Raw genomic sequence first — 21972 nt, forward strand, 5'->3', positions numbered from 1 at the left:
ATCGCAGCGGGAGCCCTCGGTGCGTGGCGAATCGCCGAAGGCCCCGGCGTAGCGGAGTATCGGGTGCAGCCGATGTACTCACGGCGCAGCCGTCCGGACCGAAACGGACTGTACAGCCAGTTCTTCGATGATCCGAGCAGCGCTGTCGACGTCCTGACCCAAGTGCCAGTATGTGATTCCGTATCGGTCTCGCCACTCGAGCAGTTGCGCCGCGCATTCCGACGCCGTGCCGACAAGTATCGCCGGCGAGCCCTTCAACGTGTCGCCGGCCGCCTCGATGTGCCCCGACCACGACGAACGTGGCACGGAACCGTGCGGCGCGTCCGTCACGCGGACGTAGTAGCAGTTGAACTGGAGGACGGGACAGGGCCGCCCCGCGGCGTCGGCGGCGGCCCGGACTCTCCGGATCTTGGCCTCGATGCGATCGGGCGTGAGGTCGGCGATCGCCGCTTCGTCGATCGTGTTGGCGCGCATGCTCGGGTGTATCCCGACGATGTCGGCGGCACGTCCGGCGAGGTCGAGCATCCGGGGCCCTCCGGCGCCGACGAGAATCGGCGGATTCGGTTGCTGTACGCACCGTGGAAGGGCTTCCATGTGGCCGATTCGATAGTGTTCTCCCTCGAAATCGACGAACTCGGCCGTGAAGTAGCGCCGCAACACCGTCAATGCTTCGTCCAGCCTCGCGATCCGCCGGCCGGTGGTGTCGAATCGGAGGCCGAGGGCCGCGTAGTCGTCCGGCTGCCAGCCGGCGCCGATCCCGACTTCGACTCGTCCGCCTGAGAGCACGTCGATCGTCGAGATGTCCTTGGCGAGCAACGCCGGGTGGTGAAGATCGTTCGGCAACACGAGGGACAGGACCCGTAACCGGGTGGTGCCGGCCGCGGCGTATGCCATGGCGACCAGTGGAGCAAGTTGCCAGCCGTGGCTGACGTGCTGGGAGACGGCTACCGTGTCGAACCCCAGGGATTCGAGCCGGCGCACGTCGGCGATCCATCCGGCGCCGTCGGTCCGGAGCCGAGGCATGGGCGCGATCATGCGCATCGCGGGAGGGGCATGTCCGATCGAGCTCATGAACCGTCGACCTTCCATCGTCCGGCTAGTGCGGGGTACCTCCGATCGACTTCCGGTAGCAGATCCGGAAGTGTCAGCAGCACCCGGTCCGGCTCAGCTGCAACGAGTTCCTCCGGCGAGATGATCGGCACGTCGGTGCCGGGCATTCGGCGCCCTTGTTTAGCCGGTGAGGCGTCGGCTACCGCGGCCACCAGCCTCCGGTCGACGGCCGCGAGGCTGAACAACGCCACCGCACGGGACGCCGCGCCATATGCGTACACGCGTTTGCCGGAACGGTATTCGTCCTCGAGCCAGGTGCGCAGTGAGCGCACATGGTCGTCGGCAGCACGTTGCAGTGAACCTACGGTGCGTGGATCGGTCATACCGGTTTCGTCGGCGAAGACCCTCCGCACCGATTCGTCCGGTTCGACCTGCCCGTGCATGGCCGCGACGAGGACCGTGCCGCCGTAGAGGTCGAACGTCCAGGCCGCCACCGGACCCATGCCGACGTCCTCGAGGAGGCGGTTCAGCGCCGTCATCGAGTAGTACGCGAAGTGGCCATGACGAAGCGCGTTCCACTGGCCCCGGCAGACGATGGTGGCCAGGGAATGGAACTGGACGAGCAGCACACCGTCCGGGGCTGTGGCAGCGGCTCGCTCGACCATGGCCTTCAACTGGTCCGGTTCGTGCATCAGGCCGAAACAGTCGAGCACGACGTCGCAGGTACCGTCGGCCACGGTGAAGCCACGCTCGACGAGCAGCGGAAGCCACGTCCCTCCGTGGGGACTGCCGAACTCCCGTACGGTCGAGCCCCGTAACCGCTCGGATCGAGCGACGCACCGTACCGCACACACGGCCTGTTCTCTCAGGGCCTGCGGTTCGACGCCGCGTGGCTCCTCGATGATCGTATCGTCCTCGGCGAGTTGCGCGAGGCCGCACGTCGCACACAGATCCATGGCAAGGGGATGCGAGACCTCGTCGTCGCCGATGACGTCGTCGGCCGGGGGAAAGTGATCGGCGGCCGGCACCTTTCCGAGATCGAGTACTCGATCCAGATCGGGCATTCCGCACGCTCGGCACACACTCATGGGAACATTTCCTCGTGCGCATCGAGGAAGCCGAGTTGGCCGACGTGATCGTGCTGATTCCGCAGCCCTTCCGCGACGAACGGGGGCTGTTCACGCGCACGTTCGACGCGGAGACCTTCGATGACCACCTCGGCAGGCCGGGAACTGCCGCGGCGTTCGTGCAGGACTCCCAATCCCGGTCGGTCCGCGGCGTCGTCCGGGGAATGCACGGTAGGTCCGGCCGTAGCGAAGCCAAACTCGTGCGCTGTGCGAACGGCGCGGTGCACGACGTCCTGATCGACATCCGGCCCGACTCGCCGACGTTCGGACGAAGCCAGGCTTTCCGGCTCGACGACGAAGAATTTCGCCACCTCTACGTTCCGCCGGGATTCCTGCACGGGTTCCAGGCACTGACCGCGACGGCGGACGTCTGCTACCGGATCGATCGGCCGCACGACCCGGCGGAGGACATCGGCGTCGCCTACGACGACGCGGATCTCGGGATCGACTGGCCGCTGCCGGTAACGGCCGTGTCCGCGAGGGACGCGAAGGCCGGAAGCTGGCGGGAGTTGCTCACGCGATTGCATTGACAAACCGCATCGATTCGTCCAGGATTCCCGTTTCCCGTAGCTCCTTCAGGTGTGAGAGCCGGGTGAACCGCTCGTGGAAGTCCTCCATTTTCAAGCTGAAGGCGGTGTACTTCTCGTACAGTTCCGCGGCGCCTTCGGGAACTGTCCATTTCGCCTCGTAGCTGAGCCGATCCCGAGCAGCAGAGAAGTCGACCCGGTACGAGCGAGGGTCGGGGCCGCTCTCCCCGGTGATCACGAGTTCGGAGCCAGGGACAACGTCCACCACGGCACCGGCGATGTCGGCCACCGTCAGGTTGTTGGCTTCGGTGCCGATATTGAATGCGTGGCAGTGGATGGCGTCCACCGGCGCCACGAGGCAGCGCGCGAACGCTTCCGCGATGTCCCGAGCGTGCACCAACGGTCGCCAAGGGGTTCCGTCCGACAGCACACGCACCTCGCCGGTGAGAACGGCATACCCCACCAGGTTGTTCAGGACAATGTCCGCTCGCAGTCGGGGGGAGAACCCGAATGCGGTGGCGTTGCGGAGAAACACCGGCGAGAAGCCGGGGTCGGCGATCGCAGCCACGTCGTCCTCGACGCGCACCTTGCTCTCCGCGTACGGCGTGAGCGGGCGCAGCGGTGCACTCTCGTCGACGGCCTCTTCCCCGGCGGCGCCGTAGACAGAGCAGGTGGATGCGTAGAGGAAGCGACGCACACCAGCCGCCTTGGCGCATCGAGCGAGCCGCACGGAGGCCTGGTGATTGATCTCGTAGGTGATTCTCGGTTCGAGCGCGCCGAGGGGATCGTTGGACAGGGCCGCGAGGTGGATCACGGCGTCGAATCCCGTCAGGTGCGATGCGGTGATGTCCCGTAGATCGAGCCGGATCGCGGGAGGATCCTGCGGAGCGGGCCCGAGAATGCAGTCGGCGAAGAGACCGGAATCCAGGCCGATCACCTCGTGACCGTACGAGCGAAGGACCGGCACCATGATCGACCCGAGGTATCCCTGATGACCGGTGACGAGGACACGCATGTCATACCTTTCCGAAGTGGACGGTGGCCTTTTCCACGACGAAGGCCTCGGCGTGCGGCCGTCGGCATTGCACGCCGCGGAGACGGGAAAGACCCAGGAATGCCTGTTCGTCGAACCAGTCGTGGTCGGTCTGGGACGGGTAGTGCTTGAGCAGGATCCGTGCCTTCTCCTCGGCGATCCTGCGGGTCAGCGGATGGTAGATCGTCGGTCGTGGCGTATCCGTTTCCCATTTGAGGATCTCGTACCCCAGGACCAGGTGGTCACGGAAGACGGTGGGCACCAGTTCGGCCAGTATTCGATGATCCTGATGCGCGTCGTCGCGATGCGGCGCGAACACCACGTCGGGTTCGCAGGTGTGCCGGAACGATTCGAGTGCGTTCTTGATGGGCTCCCAGTATCCAGGGGCGTGGCCGTCGGGAACGTCGAGGACCCTCACCTCGACCTCGGCACCGGGACACAGCGCCGCCAGAGCGTGCCGCTCTTCGATCTCGCGCCGCGAGTCCTCACCGGAAAGTACGAACGCATGCACGCGCAGCGGGGACGAGACCCGAGCCGACAGCGTCAGCAATGTGCCGCCGACACCGATGGCGATGTCGTCGCAGTGCGCACCGAGCACTGCGATCTCTCGGACGTCGCCGGCACAGAGCTCGATCATGATTGCACCGCCACGGCAGTCGGTTCCCACAGCATCCACGGCCGGATCCCTCGCGCGTAGTTGTCGTCGAGCTCCGCACGTTCCTTGAACGTATCCGCCGGCTTCCAGAAGCCGTCGTGCCGATATCCGAACAGGCGGCCGCGGCCCGCAAGGGTGCCGCACACGTCGGTGACAAGGTCACCCCCTGGCGGCAACAGCTCGAAGATCTCCCGATTCAGCACGAAGTAGCCACCGTTCTCCCAGATGGGGAAGTGGCTGACCGGCACGATTTCCTTGATTTCGCCGTTCTCGGCCAGATCCACACAGTGGAACGAGGACTGTGGGGGTACGACCAGCAGTGCGGCGGTCGCGCCGGACTCGTGGTACCGCTCGATCATCCGATCGAGTGGCGCGTCGGTGAGCACGTCCGCGTAGTTGGCCAGGAAGTGCTGGTCGCCTCCGAGATAGTTCCGCACGCGTCGAAGCCGCTCGCCGATCGAGGATTCGAGGCCGGTGTCGACGAAGGTGATCGACCAGTCGCTGATATCCGTATGGAGCAGTTCGACCCGGTTGCGGTGCATGACGAAGTCGTTGGATGCCTCCTCGTGGTAGTCGAGGAAGAACTCTTTGATCTTGGTGCCCCCGTAGCCCAGACACAGGATGAACTCGGTGTGGCCGAAGTGCGCGTAGTACTTCATGATGTGCCACAGCAGCGGCCGCGGTCCCACCATCTGCATGGGCTTGGGGATTTCGTCGGTGCGGTCGCTGCGCATCCGCATGCCGTAGCCGCCACAGAACAGAACGACTTTCATACCGTGATCCTCCTGACGAAGTCGGCGGGGCCGATGGTGGTGTGCAGAGTGGGCAGCGGGAAGACGAGCCGGCCGCCCCAGGCGGCGATGTACTGCAGCTGCGTCGTCAGTTCGGCCGCCAGGTTCCACGGCAGGGCGACGACCACGTCGGGCCGGTCCTTGTCGATCTGCTCCGGCGGCAGGATCGGGATCCGGGCGCCGGGCGTGTAACGCCCGTGCTTGTACGGATTCCGGTCGACGGTGTACGCCATGAGGTCGGGGCGGATGCCGCAGTAGTTGAGCAGGGTGTTGCCCTTGCCCGGCGCGCCGTAACCGACGACGGACAGGCCCTGGTCGTGGCAGTCGAGGAGGAAGCGCAGGAGGGTTTGGCGGACGGAACGGGCGCGGGCCTCGAGTTCGCGGTAACCCGCCCTCGTGTGCAGACCCGCCCGGCGTTCCTCCTCGAGCACGGCTTCCACCCGTGACCCGGGGGGATCCGCGACCTCGTCCGGCCGGGCCCAGAGCCGGATCGATCCGCCGTGGGTGCCGAGAAGTTCCACGTCGACGACCGACAGGCCGCCGGTGGCGAGCGCCCGCATCGCGGACAGCACCGTGTAGTACTGGAAGTGCTCGTGGTAGACGGTGTCGAACTGCGCTTCGCGCACGAGGTTCAGTGCGTGGTGCACCTCGATGGAGATCCAGCCGTCGTCGGCGACGAGGGTGCGCAACGATCGGGTGAACCCGAGCAGGTCCGGGATGTGGGCGTAGACGTTGTTCGCCACGACCAGGTCCGCGGGCCCGTACTCCCCGCGGATGTCCTCGGCGAGGCTTTCGTCGAGGAAAGCGGTGACGGTGGGAACCCCGATGGCACGAGCCGCGGAACCGACATTCACCGACGGTTCGATGCCCAGGCACGGGATGCCGGCCGCGACCGCGTGCCGCAACAGATAACCGTCGTTGCTGGCGACCTCCACGATCGACGAGCCCGCGCCGAGATGTAGATCCCGGATGGCGGCTTCCACGAACTGCCGCGCGTGGTCGACCCAGGAGTCGGAGAACGACGAGTAGTAGGCGTATTCGGTGAAGGTGTCCTCGGGTGTGATCAGCGCCGGGATCTGCAGCAGTAGGCAGTCCTCGCACAACCGCAGGTGCAGCGGATAGGTGGTCTCGGGCAGGTCGAGCTCGTCCGCGGCCAGGAAGCGTTCGCACGGCGGTGTGGCGCCGAGATCGAGCACGCTGAGGAGCCGTTCCGATTCGCACAGGCGGCACTTCATTGATGGCACCCCTCGGGCAGTCGGTGGGAACCGTGCCGACGAGATATTCGCAACATCAGGTCCGACTCGATTAGATAATCATACTGAGGGGATGAATGGAACCCTGAAACAATCTTCGAGATTGTTTTGCCTGCTGTTTGGTGCCAATTGGTAGACACCCCTAGACTCGAATCACTCACACCCCACACGTGGGTCGGGCACGCCGGGGTGTCGAGGCGTACGGTGAGATCCTGGGGAGGTCGCCCGATGTCGTTTCAGATCGTTCAGCGTGACCAGACGCTCGTCGCCGGCCTACCCGTGCGCAGCCCGCGCCGGGCCCTCGGCAAGGTTCGCGACCGGGCGCTCGAACGGGCATGGTCGGCGGTGCTGAAGCAGGAACTCGGCGGGCCCCTGGCCTCCGCCTACACCGATCATGCGGTCGACATCGACTCCTACTACACCCAGACGGTCGGGTATCAGTGCGAGTCGTTGGATCAGGTGACCGAAGGCCACCTCGTGGCCTGCCTGCCCGCCGGGACCTACGCGAAGTTCTCCTCGACCGGTACGTTTCCCGGCGTCTTCATCGACCTGTGGAACCAGATCCGTGCGGCCGAGGAGGCGGGCGAGATCGTCCGGTCGTTCACCGGCGACTTCGAGTTCTATCCCCACGCGTACCGCATCGACATGTACGTGGCGATCCGAACCACGGAAAAGGGTGGTGCGCAATGACTTTCGAACTCACCAAGCTGCACGACCACTATGTGGGGGGACTCGTTCTGCCCGGACTCGAGCCGGGGGCAACCGGGCAGCGGTCCGAACTGCTGACCTTTACGGAGGATCGCATCCGCGCGCGCGGCATCGGCGAGGTGGTCGTGGTCTACATCTGCCACCCCGAGGTCGGATGGAACGCGGTGGTCGGCTATCGCTGCGACGGCCTGTCCGACCTGACGATCGGAGACTCGCTGGTGCGGATCCCCACCGGATACTTCGCCCGATTCGTTCCGGGCGGGGATCACTCCGATCCCGTCGAGGACGTGTGGCACCAGGTCGAGATTGCCGAAAAGGAGGGTCGGATCGAACGGGCGTACCGTGAGGAGGTGGCTGTCATCGGCCCGTCGGGAGTAACGGAACTTTACATATCTTTGGCTTGAAGACCGTGTGAAACACCCGAATACTGCATACTCGACCCATACAGCCACATGTATGCCCCGTGCTGTCCCAGGTCGACGATCACGACGGCGGTGAGCGAGAGGGCCTGATGTGGTCCGCCGGGTAACTCCGATCGGGGTCACCCGCAAGGTCGGAGGCCGACAGTGGATCGAGCAGTGCGGGTCGCATCGGACTCGGTGCGCGAGCGCGTCTCGACCTACAGGGATCCTGCCTCCGGGTATTCGTTCGTCGCTGCCGCACCGAGTGCGGCGCCGGATCTGTGGAACGAATATCTCGCCCGGGCATTGGGTGCCTATCGCAGATTCGGCGTCGAGTGCGCACTCGAGTACGAGAAGGTGCGAAGCGGGGAGAACACGGCGATGTTCTGCGCAGGGCTCGATCGAAGGGGGGTCGTCGTGGGTGGGGTACGAGCCCAGGGGCCTTTTCGCAGTGCGGACGAGTCCCATGCCGTGACCGAGTGGAGTGCTCCCGAGCACGTCGATCACCTCCGCAGCATGATCGAGAGCCGAATCCCGTTCGGTCTGATCGAGGCGAAGGCTGCATGGGTGTCCGAGGATGTGCCCCAGCGTCGGGAGCTCACCCTTGCGATAGCCCGGATGGGCGCGAAGTTCATGGACCTGCTCCAATCCCGATACATGATGGCCACGGCCGCCGACAACCTTCTGGATCTGTGGAAGACCTGCGGGGGAGTGGTGGACGAGAGCATGCCGGCCACCCCGTACCCGGACTCCCGCTATCGGACCCGGCTCATGTGGTGGGACCGTCTGTGCGCCGATCCGCTCGGCGACGAACTCCGACGAGAAGTGGGTGGTTTTCCGTTCGACGGGGAGCCGGCGTGATGTCCGACGGCGAGGCGGGATGGACGGCTTCCGTGTTTGTGGAAGACCGGCCGGAGGATATGGAGGAATTCCGGCGCGTTCGTTCCGAACCCGGCCTCGTGGTCGTCGACCGTCTCGCCGATCAGGTGAGAGGACTGCGCGAAGTGCTCCCACCGCCGGGGAGCGAATTGCTCGACGAACCGGCACGGTGGGTCCACTACCCCTGGCGCCGGACCGTCGTCCGCGTGCTCGGCCCGCACTCGTTCCGGCGGCTACGGCTGGACCGCAACCGGAACAAGGTGACGTCGGCCGAACAGGACCGGCTGCGCGGGGTGACGGTGGGGATCGTCGGATTGAGCGTCGGCTTCTCGGTTGCGCAGGCGCTGGTGCTCGACGGGGTGGGCGGGGAACTGCGGCTCGCCGACTTCGACCCGATCGAGCTGTCGAATCTCAACCGGGTGCCGGCCTCCCTCGTCGATCTGGGCACGAACAAGGCGGTCGTGGCCGCGCGACGACTCTCGGAGCTGGATCCGTACCTGTCCCTGTCGGTGTGGCCCGACGGGGTCGGACCGGAAACGATGAGCGAGTTCCTGGACGGACTCGACGTCGTCGTGGACGAGTGCGACTCCCTGGACGTCAAGGTCGTGTTGCGCGCGGAAGCGGCCCGGCGAGCAATCCCGGTGGTGATGGAGACGAGTGACCGGGGGTTGATCGACGTCGAGCGCTTCGATCTGCGGCCGGGACCCCCGTTTCACGGATTGCTGGGAGAGATCGACCCGCAGCGGCTCGCCGCCCTGTCGGGTCGGGAGAAGATTCCGTACGCTCTGCGCCTGCTGGGACCGGAGCGGATCTCGACCCGGATGGCCGCCTCCCTCCTGGAGGTGGAGCGGACGCTGGTCACCTGGCCTCAACTGGGGAGCGAGGTGATGCTCGGCGGCGCGACGGTCGCCGCGGTCGTGCGCCGGCTGGGCCTCGGGCAGCCGCTGAACTCGGGGCGAGGCCGCGTGGACGTCGAGGCCTGCCTCGACGCCCTGACCCCACCTGCGGATCCGGGGAACCGGGCCGTCGCGGAAGCCTCCCTGCCCGCGGAATCGAACGATCCGATCGACCGGGTTCTGCATGCCGCGAACAGAGCCCCCTCGGGAGGTAACAGCCAACCCTGGTCCATCACGGCCGGCGGCGGGATGCTGGAGATCGACATCTCGGACGACTTCGTGCCGACCGCGATCGACATCCACTGTCGGGGCACCTACGTGGCGCTCGGCGCAGCCCTGCAGAACGCGCGCATCGCCGCGGCGGCCCACCGGATACTCGGCCCGGTCCGAGTGCTCGCGCGGGACCGCGGCGAGCCGCCGCGCGAGGTGATCGCGACGATGCGGTTCTCCGACGACACCGACCCGGTGCTGGCCGCCCAGTACGAGGCCATGCTCTCGCGCGGCACCAATCGGCAACCTGGTGACGGAACGCCACTGTCCGATGCCGAGACGGCTGCCCTGTACGAGGCGGCCGCGCGGGAGGGCGGCCGGATCCGGGTCGTCACGGACGTCGATCGCCTGGCCGAGACCGCGGAGCTGCTCGCGGAATCGGACAGGATCCGCTACCTGACTCCCGTCCTGCGCCGGGAGATGCTCGCGGAACTGCGGTGGCCGCACTCCGAGGCCATCGACAGTGGCATCGACGTCGGAGCACTCGGGATGGACGACGCGGAGCGCACGATGCTCGACCTGACGGTGCGAAACGATGTGCTCGATCAACTCGGGGAGTGGGACCTCGGGCACGGTCTGGGGCGTCTGACCGGAACGCGGGTGCGGAGCAGCTCGGCACTCGTAGCGGTCTTCGCGTCGGGACCGCGGCCGGCCGACTACGTCCGAGCGGGAATGGCGGCCGAGAGCGTGTGGATATGCGCCCACGGCATGGGCCTGGCGGTTCAGCCGGCGTCACCGGTGTTCCTCTACGCCGAGGACGACACCGACCTCACCCGGCTCTCGGAGGTCCGGTTCGGCGCTCTCGGAAAACTGCAGTCGACGTTCGACGACGTGTTCGACAGACCGATCGGACGACGCTTCGCCCTCCTGCTCCGGGTGGCGCGGGCGAAGCCGGAACGGGTTCGCAGTGCGCGCCGCTCGGATAGGGTTCGAAGACATCCCTGATGCGGCCACGGTCGCGTCGGATGTGCTGCTCACAAGGGGTTTGGGATGGCGGAGAAGAGCTTCGAGAACATTGTCACCCGGGTCGCTTCCCGCCTCATGCCGGCGGACGCCGCGTCTCATCACTCGGTGATCGAAAGGGTGCTCCAGGACCTCGTCGAGCACTTCGAGGTCGACACCTGCTTCCTTCGCTACAACGACCATGACATCCACGCGACGGTGCTCGTCGCCGAGTGGCCGCCGCGGGAGTTCGTGCCGAGCCCGGATCCTCTGGGCGTGGTGCACTTCCGCGACGCCGACCCGATCTTCGCCATGACCGAGACCATGAAGGAACCGGCGGTCAGCCGTCCGGCGCAGTCGGGTGCCGAATACGCGGACCGGGTGCGTGCGGGTTCGGGAGTGCCCGAGGTCTCGGTCGCGGCGGTGCCGCTGATCTCCGGCAGCGTCACCACCGGCACCCTGGGCTTCATCAAGGCCGGTGATCGTGACTGGAGCGAGGACGAGATCAATACCTTGATGATGATCGCGGCGTTGCTGGCCCAGGTGCAGGCCCGGGTCCGCGCGGAACAGGACCTGCGCGACGCCGCCTATCACGACGACCTCACCGGCCTGGCGAGCCGGCGGGCTCTCCTCGAACACCTCGAGGAGCGGTTGAAGCGGGGGCAGCCGGGACCGGTCGCCGTCCTCTTCCTCGATCTGGACCGCCTCAAGCCGCTCAACGACTTCCTCGGTCACGCGGCCGTCGACGTGTTCCTGTGCCGCACCGCGCAGCGGCTGTCGCGGGTGTGCGATCCGAAGGACATGGTGGCGCGCCTCGGCGGTGACGAGTTCGTCATCGTGCTCGACGGGGCGGTGTCGCTCGAGGTGGCGCGGGAACGCGCCGAGGCACTGCGGTGGGCGGTCGGGATGTCGGTGCAGCTGGGCAGCCAGGTCGTCGGTCGCGGCGGCAGCCTCGGTGTTGCCGTAGGCGAGCCCGGACGGATCACTCCGGTGGCGTTGCTCGGGCGCGTCGACGAGGCGATGCTGATGGCCAAGAGCAAGGGCGGCAACAGCGTCGTCGCGTACACCGACGACATGCGGGGCGCGAGCGAACGCCGCAACCTCATCGAGCTGAGCCTGCGGACGTCGATCGACGACGAGCACCTCACCCTCGAATATCAACCCGAATTCGACCTGCGCGACGGCAGCATTCTCGGTGTCGAGGCCCTGGTGCGGTGGAATCACCCGGTGCTGGGCAAGCTGCAGCCGGCCGAGTTCATCGAGGTGGCCGAGTCGACGAACCTTGCGGGCGAACTCGGGCGCTGGGTGCTGCGGACGGCGTGCGGGCAGCTGGCCGAGTGGCGGCGCCGGATTCCGGGGTTGAACCTGCAGATGAGCGTGAACGTCTCGCCGGTGCAGCTGGTGAGCCTGGACTTCGTGGAGACGGTGGAGAGCACGCTGGAGGAGTTCGGCCTGGGCAGCTCGTGCCTGTGTCTGGAGATCACCGAGTACGTGGTCGTCAGCGATCTGGAGCGCTCCCGCAAGACACTGCGCCGGCTCGAGCGTCTGGGTGTGTGCTGCGCGATCGACGACTTCGGCACCGGCTACAGCTCGCTCGCCCACCTGAAGTCTCTGCCGGTCCACACACTCAAGATCGACAAGGCGTTCGTGCTCAATCTGCAGCGCAGCGAGAGCGACCGCGTCATCGTCGAATCGATCATGGGGCTGGCCTCCGCGTTCGGGCTGGACGTCGTGGCCGAAGGGCTCGAGTCCGTGGCGGCGGCGATGAAGCTGCTGGAACTCGGGTGTCGACGCGCGCAAGGATTCCTCCTCAGCCGGCCCCAGCCGCCCGAGCAAATCGTCGAGATGCTGCGTCACGGCAGGATCGAACTCCCGTGGAGACTTCCGGCTTCGCTCCCCGAATGAACTACCAGTCCGTTATTGCCGGGGAAACAATCTCCGAGTATGTTTTAGGGGTCCGAGAGTCGTGCGACTCCGAAATGGGGCGGGCCCTGATGCAAAACCGGGAAACGGCGAGAACCTTCGCTGGGGCGGGAAACGCCCCAGAAGGCTCGTCCGTGGAGCGAAGGGGCGGGGACCGGACAGGAGTGGTCCGGAGCCTGCCCGGGCTGTGTGCTCCGGAAGCCGTGCCGCGGCCGGCCTGGGAACGACGCTATGCGATTCTTGTCTTCTGCATCGACCTCTTGTGCGTGCTGATTGCGGACCTGGCCGTCACCTTCGGCTACCACCGGGGGGAGTTGCCCAGTGGTAAGACGCTCGCGCTCGTGATGGTCGTACCATTCGCTGCCGTGCTCGCCCTGGCGGTGCAAAAGGCATGGGATGCCAGGGTTCTCGGGGCGGGTGTCGAGGAGTTCCGGCGTGTCGGCCGTGCCTACGTCCTTGCGATCGCGGTCCTGGCGGGGGCCGGATACGCGTGGGGGACGGCAAGCGGCCAGTCCTGGATCTTCGGCGCCTTGCCCCTGGCCGGCGCTGCAACGCTGGGTGCCCGCCTGCTGTTGCGGCGATTCGTCCGCATGCGCCGCCGCCGGGGACGCCTCGTGCGGTCGGTGCTCGTCGCGGGTGACTCGATCGAGGTGCACGAGCTGCTGGCCCGGGCGGGGGAACTGCGTGATGCGGGCTGGCAGGTGGACGGGATCTGCCTGCCCGCCAGGACGTCAGGAGTGGTGCTGCCCCTCGCCGTCGACGATGTGCCGGTGCTGGGGACCGAGGACGACATCGTCGGAATCACTCAGCTGCACGGATTCCAGGCGGTGGCGCTGCTGCCGTCGAGCGGTTGGACGCACTCGAAGACCCGCAGACTCAGCTGGGATCTGGAGCACACGGGCGCCGATCTCCTCATGGCCCCGGTTCTCATGGACCTGGTGGGGCCGCGCCTGCACATGGCACCGCTCGCCGGGCTGCCGTTGCTCCAACTCAGTGCCCCGCGCTACGCCGGCCCGGCGTGGTTGGTGAAGAACATCTTCGACCGCGTGGCCGCCCTGATGATCGTGGTGCTCCTGGCGCCGTTGCTGCTGGCCATTGCCCTCGCCGTCCGGCTCACGAGCCCGGGTCCCGTGCTCTTCCGGCAGACCCGGGTCGGCAGGGACGGGCGGACGTTCACGATGTTCAAATTCCGCAGCATGGTGGTCGATGCGGAGGATCGTCTCGCCGACCTGACCGACTGCAGCGACGGCAACGGGATCCTGTTCAAGATGCGGGAGGACCCCCGTGTCACGCGGGTCGGCCGCTTCATCCGCCGGTACTCGCTCGACGAACTGCCGCAGCTGTTCAACGTGGTCACCGGCGACATGTCGCTGGTCGGCCCACGTCCCCCGCTGGAATGCGAGGTGGCGCGGTACGGAGAGGACGGCGCCCGCCGGCGGCTGTTCGTCAAGCCGGGACTGACCGGCTTGTGGCAGGTCAGCGGACGAAGCAACCTGAGCTGGGAGGAATCGGTCCGCGCCGATCTGCGTTACGTCGAGAACTGGACCTTCGCCCTCGATCTGTCGATCCTGCGCAGGACCCTCCGGGCCGTCCTGCACCGCGACGGCGCCTACTGAGCCCCGCTCGGCGTCACCGATCTCGTTCCGGGACGGTTCACGCCTCGAAGAGCGCCTGCCCCCAGTACTCGCCCGGTGCCGGCCCGGCCGGGCACGCGAATACCGCCGACCCGACGTGCTGGATGTACTCGTTGAGCGCGTCGCGTCGTGCCAGTTCGCGCTGCATCGGCACGAACTGCTCGAGCGGGTTGCGGCAGAACGCGATGAAGAACAGGCCCGCATCCAGGTGGCCGAAGCCGTCGGAGCCGTCGGTGAAGTTGTAGCCCCGGCGCAGGATCTTCAGTCCGCCGAGGTGCTGGGCCGACGCGAGGCGCACGTGTGCGTCGACGGGGACGAACGGCCCGTCCGGTCCCCTGGACTCGAGGTCGAGTTCGTCGAACTCGCCGGTCTTCCCGAGCGGAGCGCCGTCGCGCTTGGTGCGGCCGATCACCTGCTCCTGCTCTTGCAGCACCGCTCGGTCCCACTGCTCGATGAGCATGCGGATCCGCCGCGCCACCAGGTAGGTGCCGCCGGCGAGCCAGGCCTGGTCGTCGCCGGGGCCGACCCACACCGACTCGGTGAGCGCGCCGGGGTCCTCGGCCTTGAGGTTGTTGGTTCCGTCCTTGAATCCGAACAGGTTCCGCGGCGTCTGCTGCGACGTCGAGGTGGACGAGGTGCGGCCGAATCCGAGCTGCGACCAGCGCACCGACGCGGTGCCGAACGCGACCCGTGCCAGGTTGCGGATGGCGTGCACCGCCACCTGAGGATCGTTGGCGCACGCCTGGATGGCGATGTCGCCGCCGCTGCGGGCCGGATCGAGGTTGTCGGCGGGAAAGTGCGGAAGTTCCTCGAGTGCAGAGGGTCTGCGGTCGGCGAGACCGAACCGGCCGTCGAACAGCGACGGGCCGAACCCGATGGTCAGGGTCAGCTGGGAGGCGTCGAGGTCCAGGGCCTCGCCGGTGTCGGTGGGCGGATGGTAGGGACCCTCGCCGGTGGCACCGTCCTCGGTGGCCTCGAGCCCGGCGGTCATCCGCTCGGCCATCTCGGTCCACGTCTTCAGCAGCGCGACGAGTTCGTCCCGGTCGTCGGTGGTGACGTCGAACGCCACGAAGTGCATGCGGTCCTGGGCGGGGGTGACGATCCCGGCCTGGTGTTCGCCCCGGAACGGGACGGCGCCGGCGTGGGCGGTGTCCGCGCCGGGTGCGGTGACCCGGCCGACCACCGCGCCCGCTCCGGCGAGCGCGGCGCCGGCACCGACCGCACCGAACAGGCGGCGGCGAGAGATGCCTCCGCGGGCGGCGGGGGCCGCGGCGGTGTCCGGGGTCCCGCTCATGCGCCTGCAGCTCCCGCGACGACACCCTGCACCTTGCTCACCTCGGCCGAGAGCGCGTCGATCAGGCGCGAGAGTTCCTGCCGCTGCGGCTCGGTCACGGTGTCGTAGGAGACGAAGCCGTCGCCCTGCCGGTACCGGGCGAGCGCGGCGTCGAGGTCGGCGAACCGGGCGTCGATGGCCTGCCCCAGCTGGGGATCGTTCGCGTCGAGGATCGGGCGCAGCGCGGCGACCGCGGCCTGCGAGCCGTCCACGTTGCCCTGGAAGTCCCACAGGTCGGTGTGGGAGAAGATGTCCTCCTCACCCGTGATCTTCGAGGTGGCGATCTCGTCGAGCAGGCCCTGCGCATTTCCGGCGATCTTGGTCGGGTCGACCGTGTAGTCGGCGGCGTTCACCAGGTCGGCCAGCTCCTGGACGTCGACCGCGAGCTGATCGGCGATCGCGCCCGTGTCGGGCTGGGGGCCCTGCACCCACAGGTCCTTCTCGAGCCGGTGGAATCCGGTCCAGGCCTGGCCGGGCTCGAGGTCCGCCTCGCGCAGGTCGATCCGCGGGTCGAGGTCGCCGAAGCTCTCCGCCTCCGGCTCGATGCGTTCGAAGTAGGTGCGGCTGACCGGGAACAGCCGCTTGGCCTCGTCGGCGTCGCCGGCCTTCACGGCGGCCACGAACTCGCCCGTGGCGGTGACGAGGGCTTCGGTCTGGCTGCGGATGTACCGGCGGTAGCCGTCGCCCGCCTCGGTGAGCTTGCCGTCGGCGTCGGTGGCGGCCTGGGAATCGCCCGTGACCACGAACTCCTGACGGATCCCGTCGCCGACCATGCCGGGGCGGCAGGACAGCTCGTAGGTGCCGGCCTCGGGCAGGTTCACGATCAGCTGCCGGGTGAGTCCGGGGCCGATGTTCTCGATCTCGCCCATCACCCGGTCGCCGGCGGCGAACACGTAGAACTCGGTGACCTTGGTGCCGTTGTTGGTGATGCTGAAGGTCGAGTGCCCGGTCGCGCCGTCCGCCGCCGCCACGTCGCATGCGGTGTCGGTGGCGGTGACCGCGATCGCGTCGTCGCCGGCGGTGGACTTCTCGGTGCAGCCCGCCAGGGCGAGGGGCAGGGCCGCTGCCGCCGCGAGGGCGTACGTGGATCGACGCATGGATCGGTGCCTTTCGAACAGGGAGGGGGTCAGACGGCGACGGCCGGTTCGGGTGTGCGGGCCGGCGCGACGGGACGCAGGAACACGTACAGGACGACGACGAGGTAGCTCACCCACGCGACGGCCTGGAGGACGGTGGGGTCCGGACGGAGGTTGAAGATCCCGGCCAGCACGGTGCCGTACCAACTGCCGGCGTCGTAGTGGGCCGAGACGTCGAAGGCGAGGTTCGAGCCCCCGGGCAGGACGCCGCCGATCTGGAGGGCGCGCAGGCCGTAGGCGAGAATGCCGGCCGCGACCACGATCAGGAAGGCGCCGGTGTACTTGAAGAAGCGGGCCATGTCGATCCGGATCGCCCCGAGGTACATCAGTACCGTGAGCCCGGCGGCCACGCCGATGCCGAGGAGCAGGCCGACGAGCGGCCAGGCGCTGCCGGCGGTGTTCTCCGCGTACCCGACCATGAGCAGTGCGGTCTCGAGGCCCTCACGGCCGACCGCGAAGAACGACAGGGTGAGCACCGCCGCCGGTCCCGCGAGCAGTGCCTTCTCCATTCCGGAGCGCAGGTCCCCGGAGATCGACCGCGACGCCTTGCGCATCCACAGCACCATGGCGGTCACGATCACGACCGCGGCGAGCGACGCGAGGCCCGCGGCCACCTCGGCGGCGAGGCCGGTGAGGGTGGTGGTGCCGAAGTGGATGATCCCGAACGTCGCGGCGACCATGGCGACCGCGGCGCCGACGCCGAGCCATACCCACCTCAGGGCGTCGCGGCGCTGGGCCTTGACGAGGAAGGCGACCAGGATCATCACGACGATGCCCGCTTCGAGGCCCTCGCGGAGCCCGATGAGGCCGGAGCCGAACAGCTGGGTGGCGATCGACGGGGCCTCGGAGCTCGCGGCGAGTGCGGACATGGGCATGACTCCAACGGTTAGGTGAGGCGAACCTCTCTTAGGTGATGCAAGCCGAAAACATACACCCGGTCGGGACTCCGTCGACAGGGACCTTGGTCTCTTTACCTGCGCTTTGCCGGGGATATGGATGATGGGAACCATGCCCCCTGCCGCCTCGCGCCGACGCTCACCGTGGCCGCGCGTCCTGGTCGGCGCCGTCGCCGCGGTGATCCTCGTGGTCGTCGGCGTTGCCGTCTGGAGCCCGCGCGAGCCGCGCATCCCGATCCCGGACGGCGTCCCGCCCGCCCCCGGAACCGCGGTCCCGGCGATCGACGTCGACGCCCCCGGCCGCACCGCCGACCAGTTGCGGGACTGGGCGGCACCGCAGGCCGAGGCGCTCGGCATCCCCCGCACCGCGCTCGAGGCCTACGGTCACGCCGCAGCCGTGCTCGCCGCCTCGCGCCCCGGCTGCGGGCTCGCATGGACGACGCTCGCCGGCATCGGGAGCGTGGAGAGCCGGCACGGCCGGTACAACGGCGCGAGCATCGCCCCCGACGGACGCGTCGACCCGCCCATCCGCGGTGTGCCCCTCGACGGTGGTCCCGGACTGGCCGAGATCCGGGACACCGACGGCGGCCGGCTCGACGGCGACCCCGTTCTCGACCGGGCGGTGGGGCCCATGCAGTTCATCCCCGAGACCTGGTTCCGCTGGGGCGTGGACGCGAACGGCGACGGCGTCGCCGACCCCGACAACATCGACGACGCGACCCTGACCGCCGGCCGCTACCTGTGCGACCGGGGCGGCGACCTCACCACCGCCGAAGGCTGGACGCGGGCGCTGACGGCCTACAACCTCTCGGGCGAATACCTCGCGCTGGTGCGCGACCGCGCCGCCGCGTACGGGGTGGGCCGTCGGCCCTGACGCGGCTGCCCGATCCGTCCGCCTCCCCGCCGGGCGGGCGGCCGGTGGCCGCCGCCGTGGGGCGCGCCGTGCTTCGGGCGCAGGTCGGGGCGGTTAGGCTGTTCCCAGCGTGCAGACCCCGCAGCGTGAAGTCCATCGAAGGAGAATCAGCCAGTGGCCATCATTGAGCAGGTAGGAGCCCGCGAGATCCTCGATTCGCGTGGTAACCCCACGGTCGAGGTCGAGGTGCTGCTCGACGACGGAAGTTTTGCCCGCGCTGCGGTGCCCTCCGGTGCGTCCACCGGTGAGCACGAGGCCGTCGAGCTGCGCGACGGTGGCGAACGCTACCTGGGCAAGGGCGTCGAGCAGGCCGTCGAGGGCGTCCTCGGCGAGATCGCCCCCGCCATCATCGGCCTCGACGCGACCGAACAGCGCACCGTCGACCAGGCCCTCCTCGACACCGACGGCACCCCCGACAAGGGCCGGCTCGGCGCCAACGCCCTGCTCGGCGCGTCCCTCGCCGTCGCCAAGGCCGCGGCCGAGTCCTCCGGACTCGAGCTGTTCCGCTACCTCGGCGGCCCGAACGCCCACATCCTGCCCGTGCCGATGATGAACATCCTCAACGGCGGCGCCCACGCCGACACCGGCGTCGACGTCCAGGAGTTCATGGTCGCCCCGATCGGCGCCCCCACCTTCAAGGAGTCCCTGCGCTGGGGCGCCGAGGTGTACCACGCCCTCAAGTCCGTGCTCAAGAGCCGCGGCCTGGCCACCGGTCTCGGTGACGAGGGCGGCTTCGCGCCCGACGTCGCCGGCACCAAGGAGGCCCTCGACCTCATCAGCGAGGCCGTCGCCAAGACCGGTCTGAAGCTCGGCACCGACGTCGCGCTCGCGCTCGACGTCGCCGCCACCGAGTTCTACACCGAAGCTGCCGGCTACAAGTTCGAGGGCAAGGACCGCACCGCGGACGAGCTCGCCGACTTCTACAACGAGCTGCTCTCCGCGTACCCGCTGGTGTCCATCGAGGACCCGCTGAGCGAGGACGACTGGGACGGCTGGGTCGCACTGACCGACAAGATCGGCAACAAGGTGCAGCTCGTCGGCGACGACCTGTTCGTCACCAACCCCGAGCGTCTCGAGGAAGGCATCGTCAAGGGCGCCGCCAACGCGCTGCTGGTGAAGGTCAACCAGATCGGCACCCTCACCGAGACCCTCGACGCCGTCGACCTCGCGCACCGCAACGGCTACAAGTCGATGATGAGCCACCGCTCCGGCGAGACCGAGGACACCACCATCGCCGACCTCGCCGTCGCCGTGGGCAGCGGCCAGATCAAGACCGGTGCCCCGGCCCGCTCCGAGCGCGTCGCCAAGTACAACCAGCTGCTGCGCATCGAGGAGTCGCTCGGCGACGCCGCCCGGTACGCCGGCGAACTGGCGTTCCCGCGTTTCAACATCGAGGGCTGAGCGCACCCGCATGAGCCAGCGCGGTAGGTCCCGGCCCGGTGCCCGGCGCACCCGCACCGAGGGTGCGCCGGGCGTCCGGCGGCCCGGACGGGCCCGCCCGGCCGGACCTACCGCCTCGACGGAACCGCCCGCCGACGCTCCCGGTGCCCGCACCGGGGGCGCATCGGGGCGGGCCCGGCCCACCCGCGTCGGAACGCCGCGCGAGTCCCGGCCCGCCCGTGCCGAGCGCACCTTCCTCGGCCTGTCCACCGGCCGTGCCGTCGTCCTCGCCCTCGTGGTGTGCGGCCTCGCCCTGACCCTCGCGGTTCCGTTGCGCACGTACGTCAGCCAGCGCTCCGAGGCCGAGCGGGTCGCCGCGGAACGGGCACAGCTCGAGCAGGAGATAGCGGCGCTCCGCGAACAGAAGGCGCAGATCGAGGACCCGGCGTGGATCCGCGCCCAGGCCCGCGAACGGCTACGGTTCGTCATGCCCGGCGAGACTCCCTACCAGGTGCAGCTGCCCGGCGACTACCAGGAACCGGTCACCGAGCAGACCGAGGAACTGCCCTCCACCGGCGCCTGGTACAGCGACCTGTGGCAGTCGGTGTCCGTTCCCGCGCCAGAACCCGAACCCGCCCCGGTGCCGCGGCAGATGCCGGTGGCGCCCCCAGAACCAGGAGAACCGACCGGGTGACCGATCCCGTCGCACAGGAAGACCTCGACGCCGTCGCCGCCCAGCTCGGGCGGGCCCCGCGTGGCGTCCTCGCCATCGCCTACCGCTGCCCGGACGGAGCCCCCGGCGTCGTGAAGACCGCGCCGAAACTGCCCGACGGCACGCCGTTCCCGACGCTGTTCTACCTCACCGATCCGCGGCTCACCGCCGAGGCCAGCCGGCAGGAATCCGGCGGGGTCATGAAGGAGATGACCGAGCGGCTCGCCGCCGACCCCGACCTCGCGGCCGCGTACCGGCGGGCCCACGAGTCCTACCTCGCCGAACGCGACGCCATCGACTCGCTCGGCACCGACTTCAGCGGCGGCGGCATGCCCGACCGCGTCAAGTGCCTGCACGTGCTGATCGCGCACTCCCTCGCCAAGGGGCCGGGCGTGAACCCGTTCGGCGACGAGGCCGTCGCCCTCGCCGCCGACGCCGGCCTGCGTGGCACCGCCGTCCCCGCCGACTGGCCGACCTACGCCGAGCTGCGCGGAGAGACCGAGTGACCGCCGTCGGCGCCCGCCGCGTCGCGGCGATCGACTGCGGCACCAACTCCATCCGCCTGCTCATCGCCGACCTCGGCGACGACGGCCGGCTCACCGACGTGACGCGGCTGATGCGCATCGTCCGGCTCGGGCAGGGCGTCGACGCCACCGGCCGGCTCGCCCCCGAGGCGATCGAACGCACCCGCGTCGCCCTCGTCGAATACGCCGGCCTCATCCGGGAGACCGGTGCGCAGGCGGTGCGGATGGTCGCGACCTCCGCCACCCGCGACGCCGCCAACCGGGACGACTTCTTCGCGATGACCCGCGAGGTCCTCGGTGCGGTGATCCCCGGTGCCGAGGCCGAGGTCATCACCGGCGACGAGGAGGCGCGGCTGTCCTTCACCGGCGCCGTCGGCGAACTCGACCCCACCCGGGGGCCGTTCGTCGTCGTGGACCTCGGCGGCGGCTCCACCGAGGTGGTGCTCGGCGACGCCGACGGTGTCCATGCCGCCTACTCCACCGACATCGGCTGCGTGCGGCTCACCGAGCGGTGCCTGCACGACGACCCGCCCACGGCCGAACAGATCGCGGCGGCCCGCGAGTTCACGAGGGAGAAGATCGCCGAGGCGCTCGCACACGTGCCGGTCGAGCAGGCCCGTACCTGGGTCGGCGTCGCCGGCACCATGACCACGATCGCGGCCCTCGCGAACGGCCTCGCGGAGTACGACCCCGAACGCGTGCACCTGTCCACCGTCGGTTTCGACCGGCTGCGCGAGGTGTGCGACGGCCTGCTCGCCGCCACGCACGACGAGCGCGCGGCGCTCGGCCCGATGCACCCCGGACGGGTCGACGTCATCGGCGGCGGGGCGATCGTGACGACCGTGCTGGCCGACGAACTCGGCCGTCGCGCGGGCATCGGCGAGCTCGTCGTCAGCGAGCACGACATCCTCGACGGGATCGCGCTGTCGATCGCGTAGGTGGCGTTGCCGCCGTGGTGTCCTTCCGGACCTGCCCGGGTCCGGGAGGAC

General features: G+C 68.7%; 21 protein-coding genes. 12 read left to right on the forward strand and 9 right to left on the reverse strand.

Annotated elements, in window-relative coordinates:
- Positions 1 to 78 precede the first annotated feature (78 nt).
- Together KZJ41_RS08105 and KZJ41_RS08110 are read right to left on the reverse strand one after the other, a co-directional pair.
- Positions 79 to 1023 (reverse strand): TIGR03621 family F420-dependent LLM class oxidoreductase, encoded by a 945-nt coding sequence (locus KZJ41_RS08105; RefSeq protein ID WP_251550435.1) that lies wholly within the window; start codon positions 1021 to 1023, stop codon positions 79 to 81.
- 44 nt (positions 1024 to 1067) lie between these two features.
- The gene (locus tag KZJ41_RS08110; protein ID WP_251550437.1) at positions 1068 to 2138 is read right to left on the reverse strand and encodes a class I SAM-dependent methyltransferase; all 1071 of its coding nucleotides are present in this window, start codon (positions 2136 to 2138) and stop codon (positions 1068 to 1070) included.
- 14 nt (positions 2139 to 2152) lie between these two features.
- Between KZJ41_RS08110 and rfbC the strand changes: the two genes are divergently transcribed.
- Entirely contained in the window at positions 2153 to 2707 is a 555-nt protein-coding gene (gene rfbC / locus KZJ41_RS08115; protein ID WP_043800389.1) for a dTDP-4-dehydrorhamnose 3,5-epimerase, read from the forward strand.
- Here rfbC and KZJ41_RS08120 read toward each other — a convergent pair.
- Genes KZJ41_RS08120 through KZJ41_RS08135 form a run of 4 tightly spaced genes read right to left on the reverse strand, consistent with a single transcriptional unit; the run spans position 2691 to position 6418 of the window.
- On the reverse strand, positions 2691 to 3719 hold the full coding sequence (locus KZJ41_RS08120) for an NAD(P)-dependent oxidoreductase (RefSeq protein ID WP_251550439.1): 1029 nt from the start codon (positions 3717 to 3719) through the stop codon (positions 2691 to 2693). The two genes, rfbC and KZJ41_RS08120, sit on opposite strands and share 17 nt — an antisense overlap.
- A 1-nt stretch (position 3720) precedes the next feature.
- Positions 3721 to 4374, reverse strand: coding sequence for a PIG-L deacetylase family protein (locus KZJ41_RS08125; RefSeq protein ID WP_029542156.1), 654 nt, complete (start codon positions 4372 to 4374; stop codon positions 3721 to 3723).
- Positions 4371 to 5165, reverse strand: coding sequence for a glucose-1-phosphate cytidylyltransferase (locus KZJ41_RS08130; protein ID WP_029542158.1), 795 nt, complete (start codon positions 5163 to 5165; stop codon positions 4371 to 4373). The genes KZJ41_RS08125 and KZJ41_RS08130 overlap by 4 nt, the downstream gene beginning before the upstream one ends.
- On the reverse strand, positions 5162 to 6418 hold the full coding sequence (locus KZJ41_RS08135; RefSeq protein ID WP_029542160.1) for a class I SAM-dependent methyltransferase: 1257 nt from the start codon (positions 6416 to 6418) through the stop codon (positions 5162 to 5164). Before KZJ41_RS08135 ends, KZJ41_RS08130 begins: the two co-directional genes overlap by 4 nt.
- A 246-nt stretch (positions 6419 to 6664) precedes the next feature.
- Between KZJ41_RS08135 and KZJ41_RS08140 the strand changes: the two genes are divergently transcribed.
- The 6 genes from KZJ41_RS08140 to KZJ41_RS08165 all read left to right on the forward strand — a co-directional run bounded on the left by KZJ41_RS08140 (position 6665) and on the right by KZJ41_RS08165 (position 14071).
- Positions 6665 to 7126: a GyrI-like domain-containing protein gene (locus KZJ41_RS08140; RefSeq protein ID WP_072634659.1), complete on the forward strand. Its 462-nt coding sequence runs from the start codon at positions 6665 to 6667 to the stop codon at positions 7124 to 7126.
- Positions 7123 to 7548: a hypothetical protein gene (locus KZJ41_RS08145; protein ID WP_029542164.1), complete on the forward strand. Its 426-nt coding sequence runs from the start codon at positions 7123 to 7125 to the stop codon at positions 7546 to 7548. The genes KZJ41_RS08140 and KZJ41_RS08145 overlap by 4 nt, the downstream gene beginning before the upstream one ends.
- 513 nt (positions 7549 to 8061) lie before the next feature.
- Positions 8062 to 8406, forward strand: coding sequence for a hypothetical protein (locus KZJ41_RS08150; protein ID WP_251550441.1), 345 nt, complete (start codon positions 8062 to 8064; stop codon positions 8404 to 8406).
- Positions 8406 to 10535, forward strand: coding sequence for an Rv1355c family protein (locus KZJ41_RS08155; protein ID WP_373566469.1), 2130 nt, complete (start codon positions 8406 to 8408; stop codon positions 10533 to 10535). Before KZJ41_RS08150 ends, KZJ41_RS08155 begins: the two co-directional genes overlap by 1 nt.
- A gap of 45 nt (positions 10536 to 10580) precedes the next feature.
- On the forward strand, positions 10581 to 12437 hold the full coding sequence (locus tag KZJ41_RS08160; RefSeq protein WP_029542170.1) for a bifunctional diguanylate cyclase/phosphodiesterase: 1857 nt from the start codon (positions 10581 to 10583) through the stop codon (positions 12435 to 12437).
- 221 nt (positions 12438 to 12658) lie between these two features.
- A complete protein-coding gene (locus KZJ41_RS08165; RefSeq protein WP_050036302.1) occupies positions 12659 to 14071 on the forward strand; it encodes a sugar transferase in 1413 nt (470 codons plus the stop codon).
- 37 nt (positions 14072 to 14108) lie between these two features.
- Here the strand turns inward: KZJ41_RS08165 and efeB are convergent, their stop codons facing one another.
- From efeB to efeU, 3 genes are read right to left on the reverse strand one after another with little or no spacing between them, the layout of a single operon-like run.
- A complete protein-coding gene (gene efeB, locus KZJ41_RS08170; RefSeq protein WP_029542174.1) occupies positions 14109 to 15383 on the reverse strand; it encodes an iron uptake transporter deferrochelatase/peroxidase subunit in 1275 nt (424 codons plus the stop codon).
- Entirely contained in the window at positions 15380 to 16519 is a 1140-nt protein-coding gene (efeO, locus tag KZJ41_RS08175; protein ID WP_050034810.1) for an iron uptake system protein EfeO, read from the reverse strand. The genes efeB and efeO overlap by 4 nt, the downstream gene beginning before the upstream one ends.
- Positions 16520 to 16548: 29 nt before the next feature.
- Positions 16549 to 17427 (reverse strand): iron uptake transporter permease EfeU, encoded by an 879-nt coding sequence (gene efeU / locus KZJ41_RS08180; protein WP_050034811.1) that lies wholly within the window; start codon positions 17425 to 17427, stop codon positions 16549 to 16551.
- A gap of 139 nt (positions 17428 to 17566) precedes the next feature.
- Between efeU and KZJ41_RS08185 the strand changes: the two genes are divergently transcribed.
- The 5 genes from KZJ41_RS08185 to KZJ41_RS08205 all read left to right on the forward strand — a co-directional run bounded on the left by KZJ41_RS08185 (position 17567) and on the right by KZJ41_RS08205 (position 21921).
- Positions 17567 to 18328: a lytic transglycosylase domain-containing protein gene (locus KZJ41_RS08185; protein WP_006940789.1), complete on the forward strand. Its 762-nt coding sequence runs from the start codon at positions 17567 to 17569 to the stop codon at positions 18326 to 18328.
- 153 nt (positions 18329 to 18481) lie between these two features.
- Positions 18482 to 19768 (forward strand): phosphopyruvate hydratase, encoded by a 1287-nt coding sequence (gene eno, locus KZJ41_RS08190; RefSeq protein ID WP_006940797.1) that lies wholly within the window; start codon positions 18482 to 18484, stop codon positions 19766 to 19768.
- Between the two features lie 10 nt (positions 19769 to 19778).
- The gene (locus KZJ41_RS08195; protein WP_006940798.1) at positions 19779 to 20441 is read left to right on the forward strand and encodes a septum formation initiator family protein; all 663 of its coding nucleotides are present in this window, start codon (positions 19779 to 19781) and stop codon (positions 20439 to 20441) included.
- A complete protein-coding gene (locus KZJ41_RS08200; protein ID WP_065922861.1) occupies positions 20438 to 20965 on the forward strand; it encodes a DUF501 domain-containing protein in 528 nt (175 codons plus the stop codon). Before KZJ41_RS08195 ends, KZJ41_RS08200 begins: the two co-directional genes overlap by 4 nt.
- The gene (locus tag KZJ41_RS08205; RefSeq protein ID WP_029542185.1) at positions 20962 to 21921 is read left to right on the forward strand and encodes a Ppx/GppA phosphatase family protein; all 960 of its coding nucleotides are present in this window, start codon (positions 20962 to 20964) and stop codon (positions 21919 to 21921) included. The genes KZJ41_RS08200 and KZJ41_RS08205 overlap by 4 nt, the downstream gene beginning before the upstream one ends.
- Positions 21922 to 21972: the final 51 nt, after the last annotated feature.

It is taken from the genome of Rhodococcus sp. 11-3, assembly GCF_023704055.1.
GTDB lineage: Bacteria > Actinomycetota > Actinomycetes > Mycobacteriales > Mycobacteriaceae > Rhodococcus > Rhodococcus aetherivorans.